The following is a 16,178-nucleotide window of genomic DNA, read 5'->3' as shown; positions in this document are numbered from 1 at the left end:
GGGTTAGTCGTTAGAGGCCGGGGCCGGATCGACTAGTTCGAAGACTACGGTGATTTGTGAACCCGCCCTGATATCCGCAGGCGAGATATCCAATTCCTGAGCTGGCGCTCTCATCTGCGCTGTTACGAGGATCGGTTCTTCATCAACACGCCTTGGACGTACATCAACATGTCCATATGCAGGTTGAATTGAGATGATTTCCCCAAGTTCTAGCCCGGAAGCCTCAGCCAAGGCATTGGCGCTGTGTTGGGCGTTCGCCAAGGCATCTTGCAACGCTCTGCGGTCAACACTCTCAGCATCATCGGCCAGGAAGTCGTAAATACTGGCATCTGCCGCGCCCAGCTCGTTAGCAAGGCTCGCCATATTTCCGGCCAGATCAGCCGGGGACATCGTAATTGTGATGCGTTGAGTCACCACATATCCCTCCGCCTCGCATGGTGCTCCCCTGTAGACGATGCGGTTCTGGGCCCCTGGGCAGTATTGCTGGATATCAAGATCTTGAGTGCTCAGGATGAAGCTCTCCATGCCCTCTAATTGGGGCAATTCACTGTTCAGCGTCGTGAACAGGGCTTGCGCTTGTTCCAGAGCCTCAGCCTGTGTCCCCGCGCGTGCGCCGATGTGAACTTCGACCACTGCATAATGCGCAGGTTCCACCGCCCATCCCTCGGCAGTCACCGTCACAGTGCGCGGCGCTTCAGGCTCGCAGGCGGCAAGGAGCGGGCTGGCCAGAAGCAAGGCCGGAAGAATGAGCTGTTTCATGTGATTTCCCTCTATTGGAGAAACCATACGCCATTTTCGGCTGGTGGGAATGCCCTGATTGGCGCGTTCCTATTGCCCGACAATCCCCGCTGCACACGCCTCAAGCGCCTCAGAACCCGGCTTGATCCGCAAATGAGCGTGGGCGTCGGCTTCCAGGCACTCCGGCAGCGTCAGCGCGCGCAGATCAATCAGCCCGCCCTCCACGATGTAGCGCTGGTAATCGGCGTCGAACCGTTCGCCGAGCGCGTCGCGCAGGGCGGCGTGAAGCGCTGCGTCTGATAGGGTGCGCGCGTGCCCGTCCGCTTCCAGCGCGTCGGCGCGGTCAATGAGATTGGCAAGCACGCGGGTCAGGCCTTCACGACCGTTCGCCTTCAGGATCGTGTCCCAATGCAGCGCCAGCAAGGCGCCGCGCTGATAGGGCAGGCGTTCGGTCTGTTCGCTCTCGAACAGCCGCTCATTCAGCGCTTCGGCGGGCAGGGTGTTCACGTCCGACATCATATAGGCGGTCCACAGCGCATCCATGTTGGCCACGAACTCACCAAGCGTGATGCGTCCGGTCTGCAAAAGCAGGCGCTGGGTGAAATACTCGGTGAAGCCTTCGGTGAACCAGGCGCGAGCGGGGTCGGTCGCCTCATCGGTCTGACCGGCCCGGCGCGGAATCCATTCGTGCAGCACTTCATGAGTGATGGTGTGGATGAGGTTTTCAGGATCGGCATTTGGCGTGGCCAGCAGGAAGAAGGCCTCGTCAAAGCCCGACCCGATCACTGCCGAACCCTGCGGCAGCTCCGGCAGTGGCGTGACCATGACGAAGTATTGCGCAAACGCCGGGTCTTCAAACAGGCTTGCCGCCTGGCCCAGCGTGTCCGCCGTTACCTGATGCAGGGTCGCGTCATCCAGCGGCCAGTCGCCCTGGATTGCGGAACGCAGTGTGAGGCCATTCACATCGGTTGTCTCCATCCGGAACGCCCCAAAAGCGAACAGGCCGTTGGTCAAAGCTGCATAGGAGACGGGCGCGCTCTGGCCTGCCTCATCCACAGGACGGTTGAACGCGCCGCCCTCAGGCAGGCTGACGCGGACTTCATTCAAAGCGCCCTCAAAGTCCGGCAGCACCGCGCCACCCGCAAAGAAGGCGTAGTCGGGCTGCAGGACGGGCCGCATGCCGGGCAGGCGCTGCACGCCCCATTGCGGCTCGCCGTCATAGTCCTGGGCGATGTCATACCGGAGCTTGATCGGCCCAGCGGGCAAGGCGGTGACAGACAGCGACGCGCCAGCCCGCTCGAACGCCAGAGGTCCGTCCGGGCCGCTGACGCGCACATTGCTGACCAGGCCTGTGAGGTTCTCCGCCGGTCCCCATTGCTCGGGGAAGCGCAAGGCGACGCTGTCGCCCGCCTCCGCATCAAAGCCCAGCGTGAGGGTGACCGTGCTCCAGTCTTCTCCGGTGGGGCTGACCGAAACCGTGCTCGGCACGGCGGTTTGCTGCGTGGCGGCCAGCGCCAGTGCGATCAAGGCGTTCATATTCGTCTCCCCCAGTTTTGAGAGAGCCTGACACGCCTTGGGCGCGTATTCACGTTACAATCTTGACAGTGACAAGTCGGGCATCCGCCGCTCCCGATTGCATCCGCCCCCCTATGTCCGGTATAGCGGGCGCAAAGTTTCAGCCCCTCATCAATGGAGCGCTGCGCCTATGGCCGCGTATCAATACGTCTATCACATGGACAATCTGGCGAAGACCTATCCCGGCGGGAAACAGGTCTTCTCCGGCATCTCGCTGCACTTCCTGCCTGACGCCAAGATCGGCGTGGTGGGCGTCAACGGCGCGGGTAAGTCCTCGCTGCTGCGCATCATGGCCGGCCAGGACAATGACTTCACCGGTGAAGCCTGGGCGGAGAAGGGCGTGCGCGTGGGCTATCTGCCCCAGGAGCCCAAGCTCAACCCCGACAAGACCGTGTGGGAAAACGTCATCGAAGGGTCTGAGGACAAGCAGATCTATGACGCCTACAACAAGATCGCCATGGAGCTCGCCGAGGATTATTCCGACGAGCTGATGGAGAAGATGACCGAGCTGCAGGAGCAGGTCGACGCGCGCGATGCGTGGGACATCGATTCCAAGATCGAGATGGCGATGAACGCCCTGCGCTGCCCGGCGCCGGACGCGGACGTGACCAATCTGTCCGGCGGTGAAGTGCGCCGCGTGGCAATCTGCCAGCTGCTGCTGTCCAAGCCGCACATGCTGCTGCTCGACGAACCGACCAACCACCTCGACGCGGAAAGCGTGGCCTGGCTTCAGAACCATTTGGAGAACTATCCCGGCGCCGTTCTGATCGTGACCCACGACCGTTACTTCCTGGACGCCATCACCACCTGGACGCTCGAACTCGATCGCGGACAGGGCGTGCCTTACAAGGGCGGCTATTCGGACTGGCTGGAACAGAAGGCCAAGCGCCTCGAGCAAGAGTCGCGCGAAGAGGGCGCCAAGCAGCGCGCTCTGGCCCGCGAGCTGGAATGGATCCGCGCCGCGCCGAAAGCGCGTCAGGCCAAGTCCAAGGCGCGTATCAAGTCCTATGAAGAAAAGCGCGACGCCGCCGAGAAGGAAAAGATCTCGACCGCCGTCATCCGCATTCCGCCGGGGCCGCGTCTCGGGGGCAATGTGGTCGAGTTCGACCATGTCTCCAAAGGCTTTGATGATCGCCTCCTGATCAATGATCTCGACTTCAAGCTGCCCCCGGGCGGCGTGGTCGGTGTGATCGGTCCGAACGGCGCGGGTAAGACCACGCTGTTCAAGATGATCGTCGGCGACGAGAAACCTGATCAGGGCTCGGTCACCCTCGGCGAGACCGTGAAGCTTGGGTATGTGAACCAGTCGCGCGACGCGCTCGACCCCAACAAGACGGTCTGGGAAGAGATTTCCGACGGCAATGACATGATCATGCTGGGCGAGCAGGAAGTGGCGAGCCGCGCCTATGTGGGCGCGTTCAACTTCAAGGGCGGCGACCAGCAGAAAAAGGTCGGCATCCTGTCCGGCGGTGAACGCAACCGCGTGCACCTGGCCAAGATGCTCAAGGAGGGCGGCAACCTGCTCCTGCTTGACGAACCGACCAACGACCTCGACGTCGAAACCCTGTCGGCGCTGGAAGCGGCGCTCGAAGATTTCCCTGGCTGCGCCGTGGTGATCTCGCACGACCGCTTCTTCCTTGACCGGATCGCCACCCACATCCTCGCCTTTGAAGGCGACAGCCATGTGGAATGGTTCGAAGGCTCGTTCACCGACTATCTGGAAGACAAGAAGCGCCGCCTGGGCGATGACGCCCTGGTGCCCAAGCGCGTGAAGTTCCAGAAGTTCGAACGCTAAGAGCGACACGATGACGTCAGCTGAACGCCGCCGCCTGACCGCATTCATTGCGGGACGGCGGTGGGCGTCGCTGGCGGTGCTTTGCGCGGCGCTGACGGGCGTCGCGCTCATCTTCTTCATAATCGTTCAGCCGGAATGGCTGTTCCGCTCCCCGGTTCTGGTGCTCTTCCTGCCCGTATTGGTGGTCACCGCCCGGTGCTGGCGCGCGCCCATGCAATGGCGCGACGCGGTTGGCGACCTTGAAAGCGAAGCGGTTGAAACGGTCAGCGGCATCGCCCATGTCAGCTGGCAAAGGCGTCCCGGCCTGTTTTCGGGGATGAGCGCAACGCTGGAGCTGGGCGGTAGACGCTTCGCGCTTGAGGACGACAGGGCCGGCTCTGTCACACCCGGCCTCTGGCTGACGGCGCGCCATGGGGCCAGGTCCGGCGCCTTGCTGTCTGTGGCGCCGGCGCCCCGGACCGATGCCGGCCTTGATCCGGTGCTGGCCGACCAGCTGAGCGAGCGCGAGCGCGCATTGCTGGCGCTTTTGGCCGAAGGACTGAGCGATAAGGCCATCGCGCGGCGGCTCAATCTCTCCCCGACAACCGTGCGCACCTACAACAGCACGCTCTACGCAAAGTTGGGCGTTCAGGGTCGCGGCGAAGCGGTTCATCTGGCCAATGGCGGCGCGTTGACATCTGCAGACTGACAGATCGCTGACATCTGTCGATAGGCGGGGAGCTGTCTCCTCGCCAGCCTTCCGCAGGCAATACGGGAGGCCTGCATGCAATCACATTCAACACAGCCGCTTTGGCGGTTTCGCGACGGTCTCATGGTGCTCGCCTGCGCCATGGCGGCCTATATGGCGCTGAGCTGGGCCCACATGGCTGTCGTCAGCGAGACCGTGGGGATGGAGGCCTATCTGGGCTCGGGTGATCGGTTGCCCATGAAAGTCCTGGTCATCAGTCAGCTCAGCAAGGCCGTGGCGCTTTTGGGCGTGCTCTGGCTTCTGGGGTTGGCGCTCAAGGGGCTGGACTGGGGTGCGGTCGGACTGAGGCCCGCCGCCAAAGGCTGGCTCGTGGCCGGCGCGGTCGCCGGCGTGCTCTTTACGATAACGGGCTTTGTGCTGGTCAAGGCGCTGATCGGGCTGGCGCCGGCCTGGAGCAGCATGACACAGGCGCCGTTTCACTTCGGCCCGGCGACGTCCTGGAGTGGGGGCGCGGCCTTTGTGGTGATGACGCTGATGGTCACGCCCTTCGCCGAGGAAGTCTTCTTTCGTGGCTTCTTGTACAAATGGATGAAAGGCCATCGCCCGGTCTGGCTGGCGGCGCTCGTTTCATCGATCATTTTTGGCGCCTCTCACATTGTCCCGCATCAGGCGGTCAACGCGGCGGTCATGGGGCTGGCGCTGATCTGGCTCTATGAAAAGTCGGGCTCGATCTGGCCGGCCATCCTTGCCCACGCCGTCAATAATGCGTTGGGCGTGGGGCTGGGGGCGCTGGCCGCGCAAGGGCTCTTGCCGGCTTTTCTGATCGCGCCGGGCTAGCCCGCCACAAAGCGCTCAAGTCTTGCGCTCACCGCCTCGAACCAGTCCGCCACATGGGCGCCATCCACAAGGCCGTGATGCACCTGTACGGAGAGGGGGAGGCTGAGGCCTCCGTCCGCTTCAGTGCGCCACTGACCGGCGGCGATGTTGGGCGTCGCCGCCAAAGCGCCGCCGCCAGAGCGTGGATGCTCGATCGAGGTGAAGCGCAGGAAGGGCAGGCCGGTGCAGTAAAGCTGGCCGCAATCGGTCGCCGCCTCGACATTGGTGCGCATTTCGCTCGCGCTCTCCGCCTCGCGCTTGTCGGCGTAATAGGCGGCGATGAAAGCGCTCAGGTCTTCAGTGAAGGGCACGTAGGAGAAGTTCACATGCCCTTGGGTGTTTTGGACCGTGTAGCTGGGCAGGAGAGACTGGATGCGGAAGGGCTCTCCCTCAGGCGATAACCGCCAGCGGAACGCATCCACATCAAGGCTCGCTCCGCAAATCGCATGAAACAAGACTGCGAAGGGCGGCAGGCCAGCCGACTTCGCCGGTGCGACGAAGTCGGGCGCCGTCAGCGCGGCGGTCAGGTTCAGCCGCGGATCCTCCATGGCGTCAAACCAGGCAAGCTGGGCGCTGCGCTCGAACGGCGTGTCCTGTGTCGGGATGATCTGGGGGGCGGGGAAGGCGGCCATGGCGCGAGGTCCGGTTTTGGAAAGGCGGGTCGCAGCCACACGCAGGCCCGAAACGAAACCGCCGGAGCGCGCTGGTTAGCGCGCCCCGGCGGGGCATTCAATACGCATCGCGCGAGCGCGACGGGGTGTCGCCGGATCAGCTGTCCTGGCTGGGCTCGCGGTTGCGCAGCATCTCGGTAGCGGCGGACACGTCGCCGCCATGATCACCGATCACGGACAGGATCTGTTCGCGCTGGGTCTGGGCCAGCCAGACCCCGAGCACCTCCACATCCACGGCTTTCAGCTCGCCATCGGTTTCAAGGATGCGCCAGTTCACGTCGAATTCCTCGCCTTGCGGGCCGCCGAAGACGCGCGAGCGAACCACGTAATCGCCTTCGCGGCGGGTCACGGAATCGGTCACTTCCAGCTGCTGGCCTGCATAGGCGCTCAGCTCGCTTTCATAAACGCTGATGGCGTAATTGCGGAATGCGGTGCGGAACTCGCTCAGAACATCCTCCGACGCTGTGCGGCGATAGCGGCCGAGCACGAAGTTGGAGATGCGCTCGACATCAGCCAGCTCATCAATCCGGTCGCGGAATTCCTGCTGCACGGAGGCGAGGTCGCGCTCACCCGATTCCAGAGCGGACAGGGTTTCGATCACCTGGTTGGCCTGGGTCTGTACAAAGGCTTCGGCGTCTTCGGCGGTCGTGGACTGGGCCAGCGCCATGGGCGCGGCAAACGCCAGCGCGAACGCCGAGATCAGGACTTTCAACATGGGGAGTGCTCCTTGCGGCCAGTTCGGCCTGCTTATTCAAACTCAGGCAGGTTCTGGTATTGCGTGTCGGTCTCGCCCTCGCTCTCGATGAACGCGCTGCGGGACTGACGCCAGGCGGACCGGGCCTGAACATAGGGATCAATTGCGGTGCGATTGAGGCTGCCCAGTGTGTCATCCAGATCGGCGCGGATCTGGGTGCCATTCAGGGCGCGCACGCCCCAGGCCCAGGCCTCGCCGGATTCCTCATCGCTCCAGTTCAACGGATGCGGATAACGATCAACGAAGCGTCCGGTTGCATCGCGCATGTTCGACGGGCCGATCAGGGGCAGCACCAGATAGGGTCCGTCCCCGACGCCCCAATGGGCGAGGGTCTGACCGAAATCGCGGCGGTGCTCGGGCACGCCTTCATGGGTGGCCACGTCAAAAATGCCCGCCACGCCGATCGTGGTGTTCATCAGGAACCGCCCGACCGTGTCGCCGGCGGCATGGACATCGCCCTGGAGGAGGGCGTTGGCGAAGACCACCGGCTGATTGAGATTGGTCATGAAATTGCGCACGCCGCTCTGCACGGGTTCAGGGGTCACGGTGTCGTAGGCGCGCGCGCCCGGACCGATCACGGCGTCGTCTAGCGTCTGGTTGACGGCGAAGATGGCGCGATTGGTCGGCTCGAACGGATCGCCGGTCTCCTGCGCCATCTCGCGTGATGCGCAAGCGGTCAGGCTGAGCGCAGCCAGCATGACTGCGGCGTAGGCGGTGAAAGCGTCAATGCGCATGGAGACGTCCTTTGGGTGGTCAATTTGGTTGAGAGCAATGTCGTGTTTGAGAACGCGAGATCAAGTCAGTGTGTTCCATTAGGTACTGTTACGGAAGGAATACAGCCTTGCCCGAAGCTCAATAATCGCATAAAGATATCTTTATGTGGATGTGCCGCCTGATGGCGCGGCGCGCAGCGAGGGTAGAATGGTGATGACCGTCACAGGCCGCTCCTCTTCACAGGGACCCAAGGTGTCCTTTGAATTCTTCCCGCCCAAAAGCGAGGAAGCCGAGGCGAAATTATGGTCTTCGATCGAGCGGCTTACCCCGCTCGATCCCTATTTCGTGTCCGTGACCTATGGTGCGGGCGGCTCCACCCGTGACCGCACCCACCGCACGGTCCGCCGGCTGGTGTCCGAAACCGACATGGCGCCCGCAGCGCACCTCACTTGCGTCTCGGCCACCCGTGAAGAGGTGGACGAGGTGATCCGCGATTACTGGAATGCCGGCGTGCGCCATATCGTGGCCCTGCGTGGCGATCCGCCCGAAGGTCTGGGCGAACGCTACACCCCGTATCCGGGCGGATATGGCAATTCCGCGGACTTGACCGCCGGGATCAAGGCGATCGGCGATTTTGAGGTGTCGGTCGGCTGCTATCCCGAAAAACACCCTGACAGCGCGGACTGGGATGCGGATCTTGATATGCTCAAGGCCAAGATCGATGCGGGCGCGACCCGGGCGATCACCCAGTTCTTCTTCGATCCGGATGTCTATTTCCGCTATCTCGAGCGCGTGCGCAAAGCAGGCATCGACATTCCGATCGTGCCCGGCGTGATGCTCCAGCCCAACTTCAAGGGGCTCAAGCGCATGGCGCAAATGTGCGGCGCGGACATCCCGGCCCGGATCCACGAGGTCTATAAGGGGCTGGACGAGGATCCCGATACGCGTGAGCTGGTGACCGCGCACCTGGCCGCTGAAATGTGCGAAACCCTCAATCAGGGCGGTGCGGACACGTTCCACTTCTACACCCTGAACCGGGCCGGACTGGCGCTGTCGACCTGCGCCCTGCTGGGCGTGAAATCCCTGCCGGACTCCAAAGCCGCCTGAACGGACGAGCGACATGACCAAAGCTGAACGTCGCGCCGCGCTGGAAGCGTTGGCGCTGGAGCGCATTCTGATCCTGGACGGCGCGATGGGCACCCAGATCCAGACCCTGAAGCTGGACGAGGCGGGCTATCGCGGTGAGCGGTTTGCAGACTGGTCGTGCCCGATCCAGGGCAATAACGACATTCTCAACCTGTCCACGCCCGACTCGGTGCGCGCCATTCACAAACAATATTTCGACGCCGGCGCGGACCTGGTGGAGACCAACACCTTCTCCGCCACACAGATCGCTCAGGCCGATTACAAGATGGAAGCGCTCGCCGCTGAGATCGCCAGCGAAGGCGCGCGTCTGGCGCGTGAAGCGGCTGATGAAGCCGAAGCCGAGACAAGCTCGCCCAAGGCGGTGCTGGGCGCCATCGGTCCGACCAACAAGACTTTGTCCCTGTCTCCGAATGTGGAGGACCCCGGCTTTCGCGAAGTGACCTTTGACCAGGTGCGCGACGCCTATGCCGAACAGGTCAAGGCCATGGCCGAGCATGTGGACTTCTTCCTGATCGAGACGATTTTCGACACGCTCAACGCCAAGGCGGCGATCAAGGCGATCCTGGATCTGCGCAATGCCGGCGAGATCGACACGGACATTCCGATCATCCTGTCGGGCACGATTACCGACGCGTCGGGGCGCACCCTGTCGGGGCAGACCACCGAGGCGTTCTACAATTCCATCCGCCATGCCCAGCCCTGGGCGGTGGGGCTCAACTGCGCCCTCGGCGGCAAGCAATTGCGCCCCTATGTGGCCGAGCTGGCGCGGGTGGCGGAATGTCATGTGCTGGCCTATCCCAATGCCGGCCTGCCCAACGCCTTCGGTGAGTATGACGAAACGCCGGACGAGACGGCGGCCTTTATCGGCGACTGGGCGCAATCGGGCCTGATCAATATCGCCGGCGGCTGCTGCGGCACGACGCCCGACCATATCGCCGCGATTGCGCGAGACGCCCGCACCGGCGCGCCGCGCAAACGCGATGACCGGCCCAAGGCCATGCGCCTGTCCGGTCTTGAACCCTTCGAGCTGGCCTGAGGAGCCCGTATGTCTGACGCCTCACCCTCTCGCGCGATTTTCGTCAATGTGGGCGAACGCACCAACGTCACCGGCTCTGCGAAATTCCGCAAGCTGATCAAGGCGGGCGATTACGCCACGGCGCTCGACGTCGCGCGCCAGCAGGTGGACGCTGGCGCCCAGGTCATCGACGTGAACATGGATGAGGGGCTTCTTGATTCAAAAGAAGCCATGACGACCTTCCTCAATCTGATCGCGGCGGAGCCCGATATCGCCCGCGTGCCGATCATGATCGACAGCTCCAAATGGGAGGTGATCGAGGCGGGCCTGAAATGCGTTCAGGGCAAGGCCATCGTCAATTCGATTTCGCTCAAGGAAGGCGAGGAGGAATTCCTCAAGCACGCCCAGGCCTGCAAGGATTATGGCGCGGCTGTCGTGGTGATGGCGTTTGACGAAGAGGGCCAGGCCGACACCGCCAAGCGCAAGATCGAGATCTGCGAGCGCGCCTACAAGACGCTGGTCGACAAGATCGGCTTTGATCCCAATGATATCATCTTCGACCCCAATATCTTCGCCGTGGCGACCGGGATCGAGGAGCACAACAATTACGCGGTGGACTTCATCGAAGCCGCCCAGTGGATCCGCGAGTACCTGCCGGGCTGTCACATCTCCGGCGGGCTCTCGAACATCTCCTTTTCCTTCCGCGGCAATGAGCCGGTGCGCCGGGCCATGCACTCGGTCTTCCTCTATCACGCCATCAAGGCGGGGATGGATATGGGGATCGTCAACGCGGGACAGCTCGACATTTATGACGAGATCGACGCCGAGCTGCGCGAACTGGTCGAGGATGTCATCCTCAACCGTCGCGATGACGCCACCGAACGCCTGCTGGACGCGGCCGAGCGCTATAAGGGCTCGGGCGAAGCGGCGCAGAAGGAAGATGAAGCCTGGCGTTCGCTGCCCGTGGAGGAGCGGCTCAAGCACGCTCTCGTCAAGGGCATCGACGCCTATGTGGAAGAGGACACCGAGGAGGCCCGTCAGGCCGCCGAACGTCCGCTTCATGTGATCGAAGGTCCGCTGATGGCGGGCATGAATGTGGTCGGCGACCTGTTCGGCGAGGGCAAGATGTTCCTGCCCCAGGTCGTCAAATCCGCCCGCGTGATGAAAAAGGCGGTCGCCTACCTCTTCCCCTTCATGGAGGAGGAGCGCCTGGCCAGCGGCGCCGAGGAAGAGGCCGCCGGCAAGATCATCATGGCGACCGTGAAGGGCGATGTGCACGATATCGGCAAGAATATCGTGGGCGTCGTGCTGCAGTGTAACGGCTATGACGTGGTCGATCTGGGCGTGATGGTGCCCGCGGAGACCATTCTGGAGACCGCGCAGAAAGAGAAGGCGGACATTATCGGCCTGTCCGGCCTGATCACGCCGTCGCTTGATGAAATGGTGCATGTGGCGTCCGAGATGCAGCGTCAGGGCTTTGACCTGCCACTGATGATCGGCGGCGCCACGACCTCGCCCGCCCATACCGCCGTGAAGATCGAACCGGCCTATTCCAAGGCTCCAGTGATACACACCACGGACGCCAGCCGGGCGGTGGGGATCGTCTCGCGGCTTCTGTCCAAGGAAGAGCGCCAGCCGCTCTGGGACGAGGTGTCCACGCGATATGACAAGATCCGCGAAACCCGTGCCCGCACCCAGGGCAGCCGGGAGCGCGTCGGCATTGAGGACGCCCGAAAGAACGCCTTTGATCCCGATGCGGGCGATTACCAGCCCGTCGCGCCGCAGAAGACAGGCCTGACCACCATTGATGATGTGCGGCTGGCCGATCTCGTGGATTACATCGACTGGACGCCCTTCTTCTTTTCCTGGGAGCTCAAGGGCAGCTATCCCGCCATTCTGGATGATCCCAACCGGGGCGAGGCGGCGCGCAACCTGTTCAAGGATGCGCAGGCCATGCTCAAGACCATGGTCGAGGAAGACTGGCTCAAGCCGCGCGGCGTGGTGGGGTTATGGCCGGCCCGCCGTGAGGGCGATGATGTCATCGTCTTCACCGATGACGCGCGCAAGGACGAGGCTGGCCGGTTTTACGGCCTGCGCCAGCAGTCCAGGAAAGACGGCGACAAGCCCAATTTCTCGATCACCGATTTTATCTCCGCCAAGCAGGATGACTGGATCGGCGGCTTCGCCGTAACCGCGGGCGAGGGCGAGCAGGCGATCGTGGACCGCTTCAAGGCGAATAATGACGACTATTCCGAGATCCTGTTCAAATCGCTCTCGGACCGTTTCGCCGAAGCGTTTGCGGAATATCTGCACCAGCGCGTGCGTCGCTCGATCTGGGGCTATGCGCCTGATGAGACGCTGGGCAATGACGAGCTGATCAAGGAAGCCTATGCGGGCATTCGCCCCGCGCCGGGCTATCCGGCCCAGCCGGACCATACCGAGAAGGACTTGCTGTTCAGCCTGCTCGAAGCGCCTGACCGTACGGGGATCACGCTGACCGAAAGCTGGGCGATGAGCCCGGCCTCGTCCGTGTCCGGGCTTTATCTCGCCCATCCCGACAGCGTCTATTTCGCGGTGGGCCGGATCGCCAGGGATCAGGTCGAGGATTACGCCGAGCGCAAGGGCTGGACCCTGAAACGGGCCGAGAAGGAACTCGCCCCGATCCTGGGTTATGAGCCGGACGCCGACGCAGTCGCCGCAGCGGAAGCGGCGGAATAATCCGCCGCTTCGCCTGTCCTACTCGGCGTTTCCATCCGCCACATGAACATCCGGGCCGAGGGGGACCACGGCGGTCGGATTGATCATGTCGTGGCTCTCGTAATAGTGCCGCTTGGCGTGTTTGAGATTGAACACGTCGCCGATCCCGTGCTGGGTGTGCAGACGGCGGGCATAGGCGTTGATGTGCGGATAGTCGATCAGCCGCTTGAGATTGGTTTTGAAATGGCCGTGATAGACCGGGTCGAACCGCACCAGCGTGGTGTAGAGCCGCCAGTCCGCCTCGGTCACCGTCTCGCCCATCAGATAATCACGACCATCCGACAAGCGCTCCTCGATCCAGTCGAGCGCGTCAAACAGGGTCGTCACCGCCTCTTCATAGGCGTCCTGGGTGGTGGCGAAGCCTGACTTGTACACGCCATTGTTGATCTCGTCATAGACGCGGGCGTTCACCGCATCGATCTCTTCGCGCAGGGCTTCAGGATAGTAATCGCCTGCTTTTGCGCCCACACCGTCAAAGGCGGAGTTGAACATGCGGATGATGTCCGCGCTTTCATTGGAGACGATGGTGTTGGTTGTCTTGTCCCACAGCACCGGCACCGTCACCCGGCCCGAATAGTCCGGTTTGGCGGCGGTATAGACCTGGTGCATGAACTCGGCGTTGTGCAGCGGGTCCTGGATCACGCCGGGGCCATCCTTGAACGTCCAGCCGTTTTCCCGCATCAGCCAGTGAACCACCGACAGATCGATCATGTCTTCCAGGCCCTTGAGGCGGCGGAAGATCAAGGTGCGGTGCGCCCAGGGACAGGCCAGCGACACATAGAGGTGATACCGGCCCGGTTCGGCCTTGAAGCCGGCCTGGCCGGTCGGTCCGGCCTCGCCGTTTGCGGTCACCCAGTTGCGGAAGACCGCTTCGGAGCGCTTGAAGCGCCCGCCATTGGATTTGGTGTCATACCATTTGTCATGCCAGACGCCATCGACGAGCAATCCCATGAAATTTCTCCTTCTTTGCGCCCCTGCTGCTGATTGAGCCGGTCTAGAACCGGCCTTGCTGGTAATCGAGCATCGCCTGACGCACCTCGCCCTCGGTGGTCATCACGAATGGTCCGCCCCAGACGATCGGCTCGCCAATGGGCTTGCCGGCGGCGAGCATGAGGCGCGCCCCGTCCGGGCCAGCCTTGATGCGGATGGCCTCACCGCGACCGAATACGCCCAGCTGGGCTTCGGTGAGTTTCATGCCGCCCGCTTCCACCTCGCCGGTGTGCACGGCGATGAAGGCGGTCTTGGCGTCGGGAATGGGTTCTTCAAAGGTCGCGCCGGGCTCCATGCGCAGCTCGGCGTAAAGCGGCTCGACGGTGATATCGGTCACCGGGCCTTCAACGCCGGTCGAGGTCTTGCCGGTGACGACCTTGGCGATGACGCCCTCGCGGATGTCAGAGGGCACCCGGTTCTCGTCAAATTCCTGGTAGCCCGGATCCTTCATCTTTTCGGCCTTGGGCAGGTTCACCCAAAGCTGAAAGCCGCTCATCAGCCCGTCTTCCTGTTCGGGCATCTCTGAATGGACGATGCCGCGCGCGGCGGTCATCCATTGCACGCCGCCCGGCTCGATCACGCCTTCATGGCCCTTATTGTCCTTATGGCGCATCCGGCCCTCGACCATGTAGGTCACGGTCTCGAAGCCGCGGTGGGGGTGAGGGGGAAAGCCCGCCAGATAGTCGCCCGGATTGTCGGAATGGAACTTGTCCAGCATCAGGAACGGGTCGAGCACCTGAAGATCCGGCGTGCCCAGAAGGCGCGTCAGCTTCACCCCGGCGCCGTCCGAGGTGGGGCGACCTTGGGTGATTTTGACGATCGGGCGATACTGTGCGCTCATCGCAGCCTCCGTGTTCGTGTGCGTCATGAACATGGTGACCGTAACCCGCCATGGCGAGCGCGCTTTCAGACAGGCAGCTTTTCCGTTTTGGGAATAATCAGCCCTTGCATCAACTCACGATGGACGAAACCCTAAGAGCGCTGTAACGCATCGCGTTTGAATTTTTACCGGAGGAACTGACGGCATGTCCCAAGAGCCGTTCGTCCTGGGCTGGGAAGAATGGGCGTCCTTTTCCGGACTGGCCCTTCCCGCCATAAAGGCCAAAGTCGATACGGGCGCCAAAACGAGCGCCCTGCACGCGGTGGCGATCGAGCCGTTCGGCCCGGATGACAATCCGCAGGTCCGTTTCGTCATGCACCCGATCCCCGACCAACCGGACCTGGAAGTGGTGTGCGCCGCGCCGGCGGTGGATCGCCGGGAGGTGACATCGTCAAATGGCGAGACCGAATTGCGCTGGGTGATCGAGGCTAATGTCACGATTGGCGAACGGACCTGGCCGATCGAAGTCACGCTGACCAATCGCGAGAACATGGCCTATCGCATGCTGCTGGGCCGCTCGGCGATCCTGGACGACATGGTGGTGAGCCCGACCCAGTCCTGCGCCCAGAAGACGCTGAGCTATGACCTGTATCAGCACCTGCCGCGCAGCCAACCCGTTCATCGTCCCCTGCGCATCGCCATACTGACGCGCGAGCCGAAGAACTATTCCTCCCAGCGTCTGAAAGAGGCGGCCGAGGCCCAGGGCCATGTGGCGGAGATGATCAATACGGCGCGCTGCACCATGGCGATCAACGCGCTGTCGCCGGCGATCTATTATGATGGCCGTCGTCTGCCCCGCTATGATGCGGTGATCCCGCGCATTGGCGCCTCCATGACCAATTACGGCATGGCGGTGTTGCGCCAGTTCGCCATGACCGGCGCCTATATCCTCAATACGCCCGAATCCATCGGCGCCAGCCGTGACAAGCTCTACGCGCACCAGGTTCTGGCGAGTGCGGGCATCGGCATGCCGACCACGGCCTTCGCCCATTCGCCCAAGGACACCAAGAACCTGATCGAGCATGTGGGCGGCGCGCCGCTGGTGGTGAAGCTGCTTGAAAGCACGCAAGGACGCGGGGTCATCCTGGCGGAGACGGGCAAGGCGGCGGAATCGGTGATCGACGCATTCCGGGGACTGGATGCGAACTTCATCGTCCAGGATTTCGTCAAGGAAGCCTCGGGCGTGGACATTCGCTGCTTTGTCATCGGCAACAAGGTTGTCGCCGCCATGAAGCGCGAGGCGCAGGCCGGCGAATTCCGCTCCAACCTGCACCGGGGCGGTCAGGCGAGCCGGGTCCGCATTTCCAAGGAAGAGCGCGCGGCGGCGGTGAAAGCCGCCAAGGCGCTGGGCCTGTCTGTCGCCGGTGTGGACCTGCTGCGTTCGGATGAAGGTCCGAAAGTGCTGGAGGTCAATTCTTCACCGGGAATCGAAGGCATTGAGAAGTCGAGCGGCAAGGACGTGGCCGAGATCATCATCGATCATATCGAGGCCCATGTCCGTGCGCTCCGGCGTCCCCCGACGCGCCGACGCAGAACGAAGGCGCGCACGAGTAACGCGGAATAAGGCCGCGCCGGGCGC

The 16,178-nt window shown here is 62.9% G+C and carries 14 protein-coding genes; 7 read left to right on the top strand and 7 right to left on the bottom strand.

Annotated elements, in window-relative coordinates:
* Positions 1-3: 3 nt before the first annotated feature.
* Positions 4-759 carry an SIMPL domain-containing protein gene (locus tag RBA95_RS10565; RefSeq protein WP_306016819.1) on the bottom strand — a complete coding sequence of 252 codons (756 nt, stop codon included), beginning with the start codon at positions 757-759 and terminating at the stop codon, positions 4-6.
* 69 nt (positions 760-828) lie between these two features.
* Entirely contained in the window at positions 829-2,274 is a 1,446-nt protein-coding gene (locus RBA95_RS10560) for a hypothetical protein (RefSeq protein WP_306016818.1), read from the bottom strand.
* 169 nt (positions 2,275-2,443) lie between these two features.
* On the opposite strand from RBA95_RS10560, the gene ettA reads away from it, so the two are divergent.
* The 3 genes from ettA (at position 2,444) to RBA95_RS10545 (ending at position 5,633) form a co-directional block, all read left to right on the top strand.
* The gene (gene ettA / locus RBA95_RS10555) at positions 2,444-4,108 is read left to right on the top strand and encodes an energy-dependent translational throttle protein EttA (RefSeq protein ID WP_306016817.1); all 1,665 of its coding nucleotides are present in this window, start codon (positions 2,444-2,446) and stop codon (positions 4,106-4,108) included.
* Between the two features lie 10 nt (positions 4,109-4,118).
* Positions 4,119-4,796, top strand: a complete 678-nt coding sequence (locus RBA95_RS10550; protein WP_306016816.1) for a LuxR C-terminal-related transcriptional regulator — start codon at positions 4,119-4,121, stop codon at positions 4,794-4,796.
* Positions 4,797-4,871: 75 nt separating this feature from the next.
* A complete protein-coding gene (locus RBA95_RS10545) occupies positions 4,872-5,633 on the top strand; it encodes a CPBP family intramembrane glutamic endopeptidase (RefSeq protein WP_306016815.1) in 762 nt (253 codons plus the stop codon).
* On the opposite strand, the gene RBA95_RS10540 is transcribed toward RBA95_RS10545, so the two are convergent.
* From RBA95_RS10540 to RBA95_RS10530, 3 genes are all read right to left on the bottom strand, one after another.
* The gene (locus RBA95_RS10540; protein ID WP_306016814.1) at positions 5,630-6,304 is read right to left on the bottom strand and encodes a CatA-like O-acetyltransferase; all 675 of its coding nucleotides are present in this window, start codon (positions 6,302-6,304) and stop codon (positions 5,630-5,632) included. The two genes, RBA95_RS10545 and RBA95_RS10540, sit on opposite strands and share 4 nt — an antisense overlap.
* A gap of 136 nt (positions 6,305-6,440) precedes the next feature.
* Positions 6,441-7,058 (bottom strand): phospholipid-binding protein MlaC, encoded by a 618-nt coding sequence (locus RBA95_RS10535; RefSeq protein ID WP_306016813.1) that lies wholly within the window; start codon positions 7,056-7,058, stop codon positions 6,441-6,443.
* Between the two features lie 32 nt (positions 7,059-7,090).
* On the bottom strand, positions 7,091-7,831 hold the full coding sequence (locus RBA95_RS10530; RefSeq protein ID WP_306016812.1) for a VacJ family lipoprotein: 741 nt from the start codon (positions 7,829-7,831) through the stop codon (positions 7,091-7,093).
* 193 nt (positions 7,832-8,024) lie between these two features.
* On the opposite strand from RBA95_RS10530, the gene metF reads away from it, so the two are divergent.
* From metF to metH, 3 genes are read left to right on the top strand one after another with little or no spacing between them, the layout of a single operon-like run.
* Entirely contained in the window at positions 8,025-8,918 is an 894-nt protein-coding gene (gene metF, locus RBA95_RS10525) for a methylenetetrahydrofolate reductase [NAD(P)H] (RefSeq protein ID WP_371933605.1), read from the top strand.
* Between the two features lie 13 nt (positions 8,919-8,931).
* Positions 8,932-9,993, top strand: coding sequence for a homocysteine S-methyltransferase family protein (locus tag RBA95_RS10520; protein WP_306016810.1), 1,062 nt, complete (start codon positions 8,932-8,934; stop codon positions 9,991-9,993).
* 9 nt (positions 9,994-10,002) lie between these two features.
* Positions 10,003-12,690, top strand: coding sequence for a methionine synthase (gene metH, locus RBA95_RS10515; protein ID WP_306016809.1), 2,688 nt, complete (start codon positions 10,003-10,005; stop codon positions 12,688-12,690).
* 18 nt (positions 12,691-12,708) lie between these two features.
* Here metH and RBA95_RS10510 read toward each other — a convergent pair whose 3' ends face one another.
* Together RBA95_RS10510 and RBA95_RS10505 are read right to left on the bottom strand one after the other, a co-directional pair.
* Positions 12,709-13,680 carry a glutathione S-transferase family protein gene (locus RBA95_RS10510; RefSeq protein WP_306016808.1) on the bottom strand — a complete coding sequence of 324 codons (972 nt, stop codon included), beginning with the start codon at positions 13,678-13,680 and terminating at the stop codon, positions 12,709-12,711.
* Between the two features lie 43 nt (positions 13,681-13,723).
* Positions 13,724-14,560 carry a pirin family protein gene (locus RBA95_RS10505; protein ID WP_306016807.1) on the bottom strand — a complete coding sequence of 279 codons (837 nt, stop codon included), beginning with the start codon at positions 14,558-14,560 and terminating at the stop codon, positions 13,724-13,726.
* Positions 14,561-14,744: 184 nt separating this feature from the next.
* On the opposite strand from RBA95_RS10505, the gene rimK reads away from it, so the two are divergent.
* A complete protein-coding gene (gene rimK, locus RBA95_RS10500) occupies positions 14,745-16,163 on the top strand; it encodes a 30S ribosomal protein S6--L-glutamate ligase (RefSeq protein ID WP_306016806.1) in 1,419 nt (472 codons plus the stop codon).
* The last annotated feature ends 15 nt before the right edge of the window (positions 16,164-16,178 follow it).

The organism is Oceanicaulis sp. MMSF_3324 (assembly GCF_030733545.1).
In the GTDB taxonomy this organism is placed as follows: Bacteria; Pseudomonadota; Alphaproteobacteria; order Caulobacterales; family Maricaulaceae; genus Oceanicaulis.
Note: the sequence above shows the minus strand (reverse complement) of the source record. Positions and strands in the feature narration are given on the sequence as shown.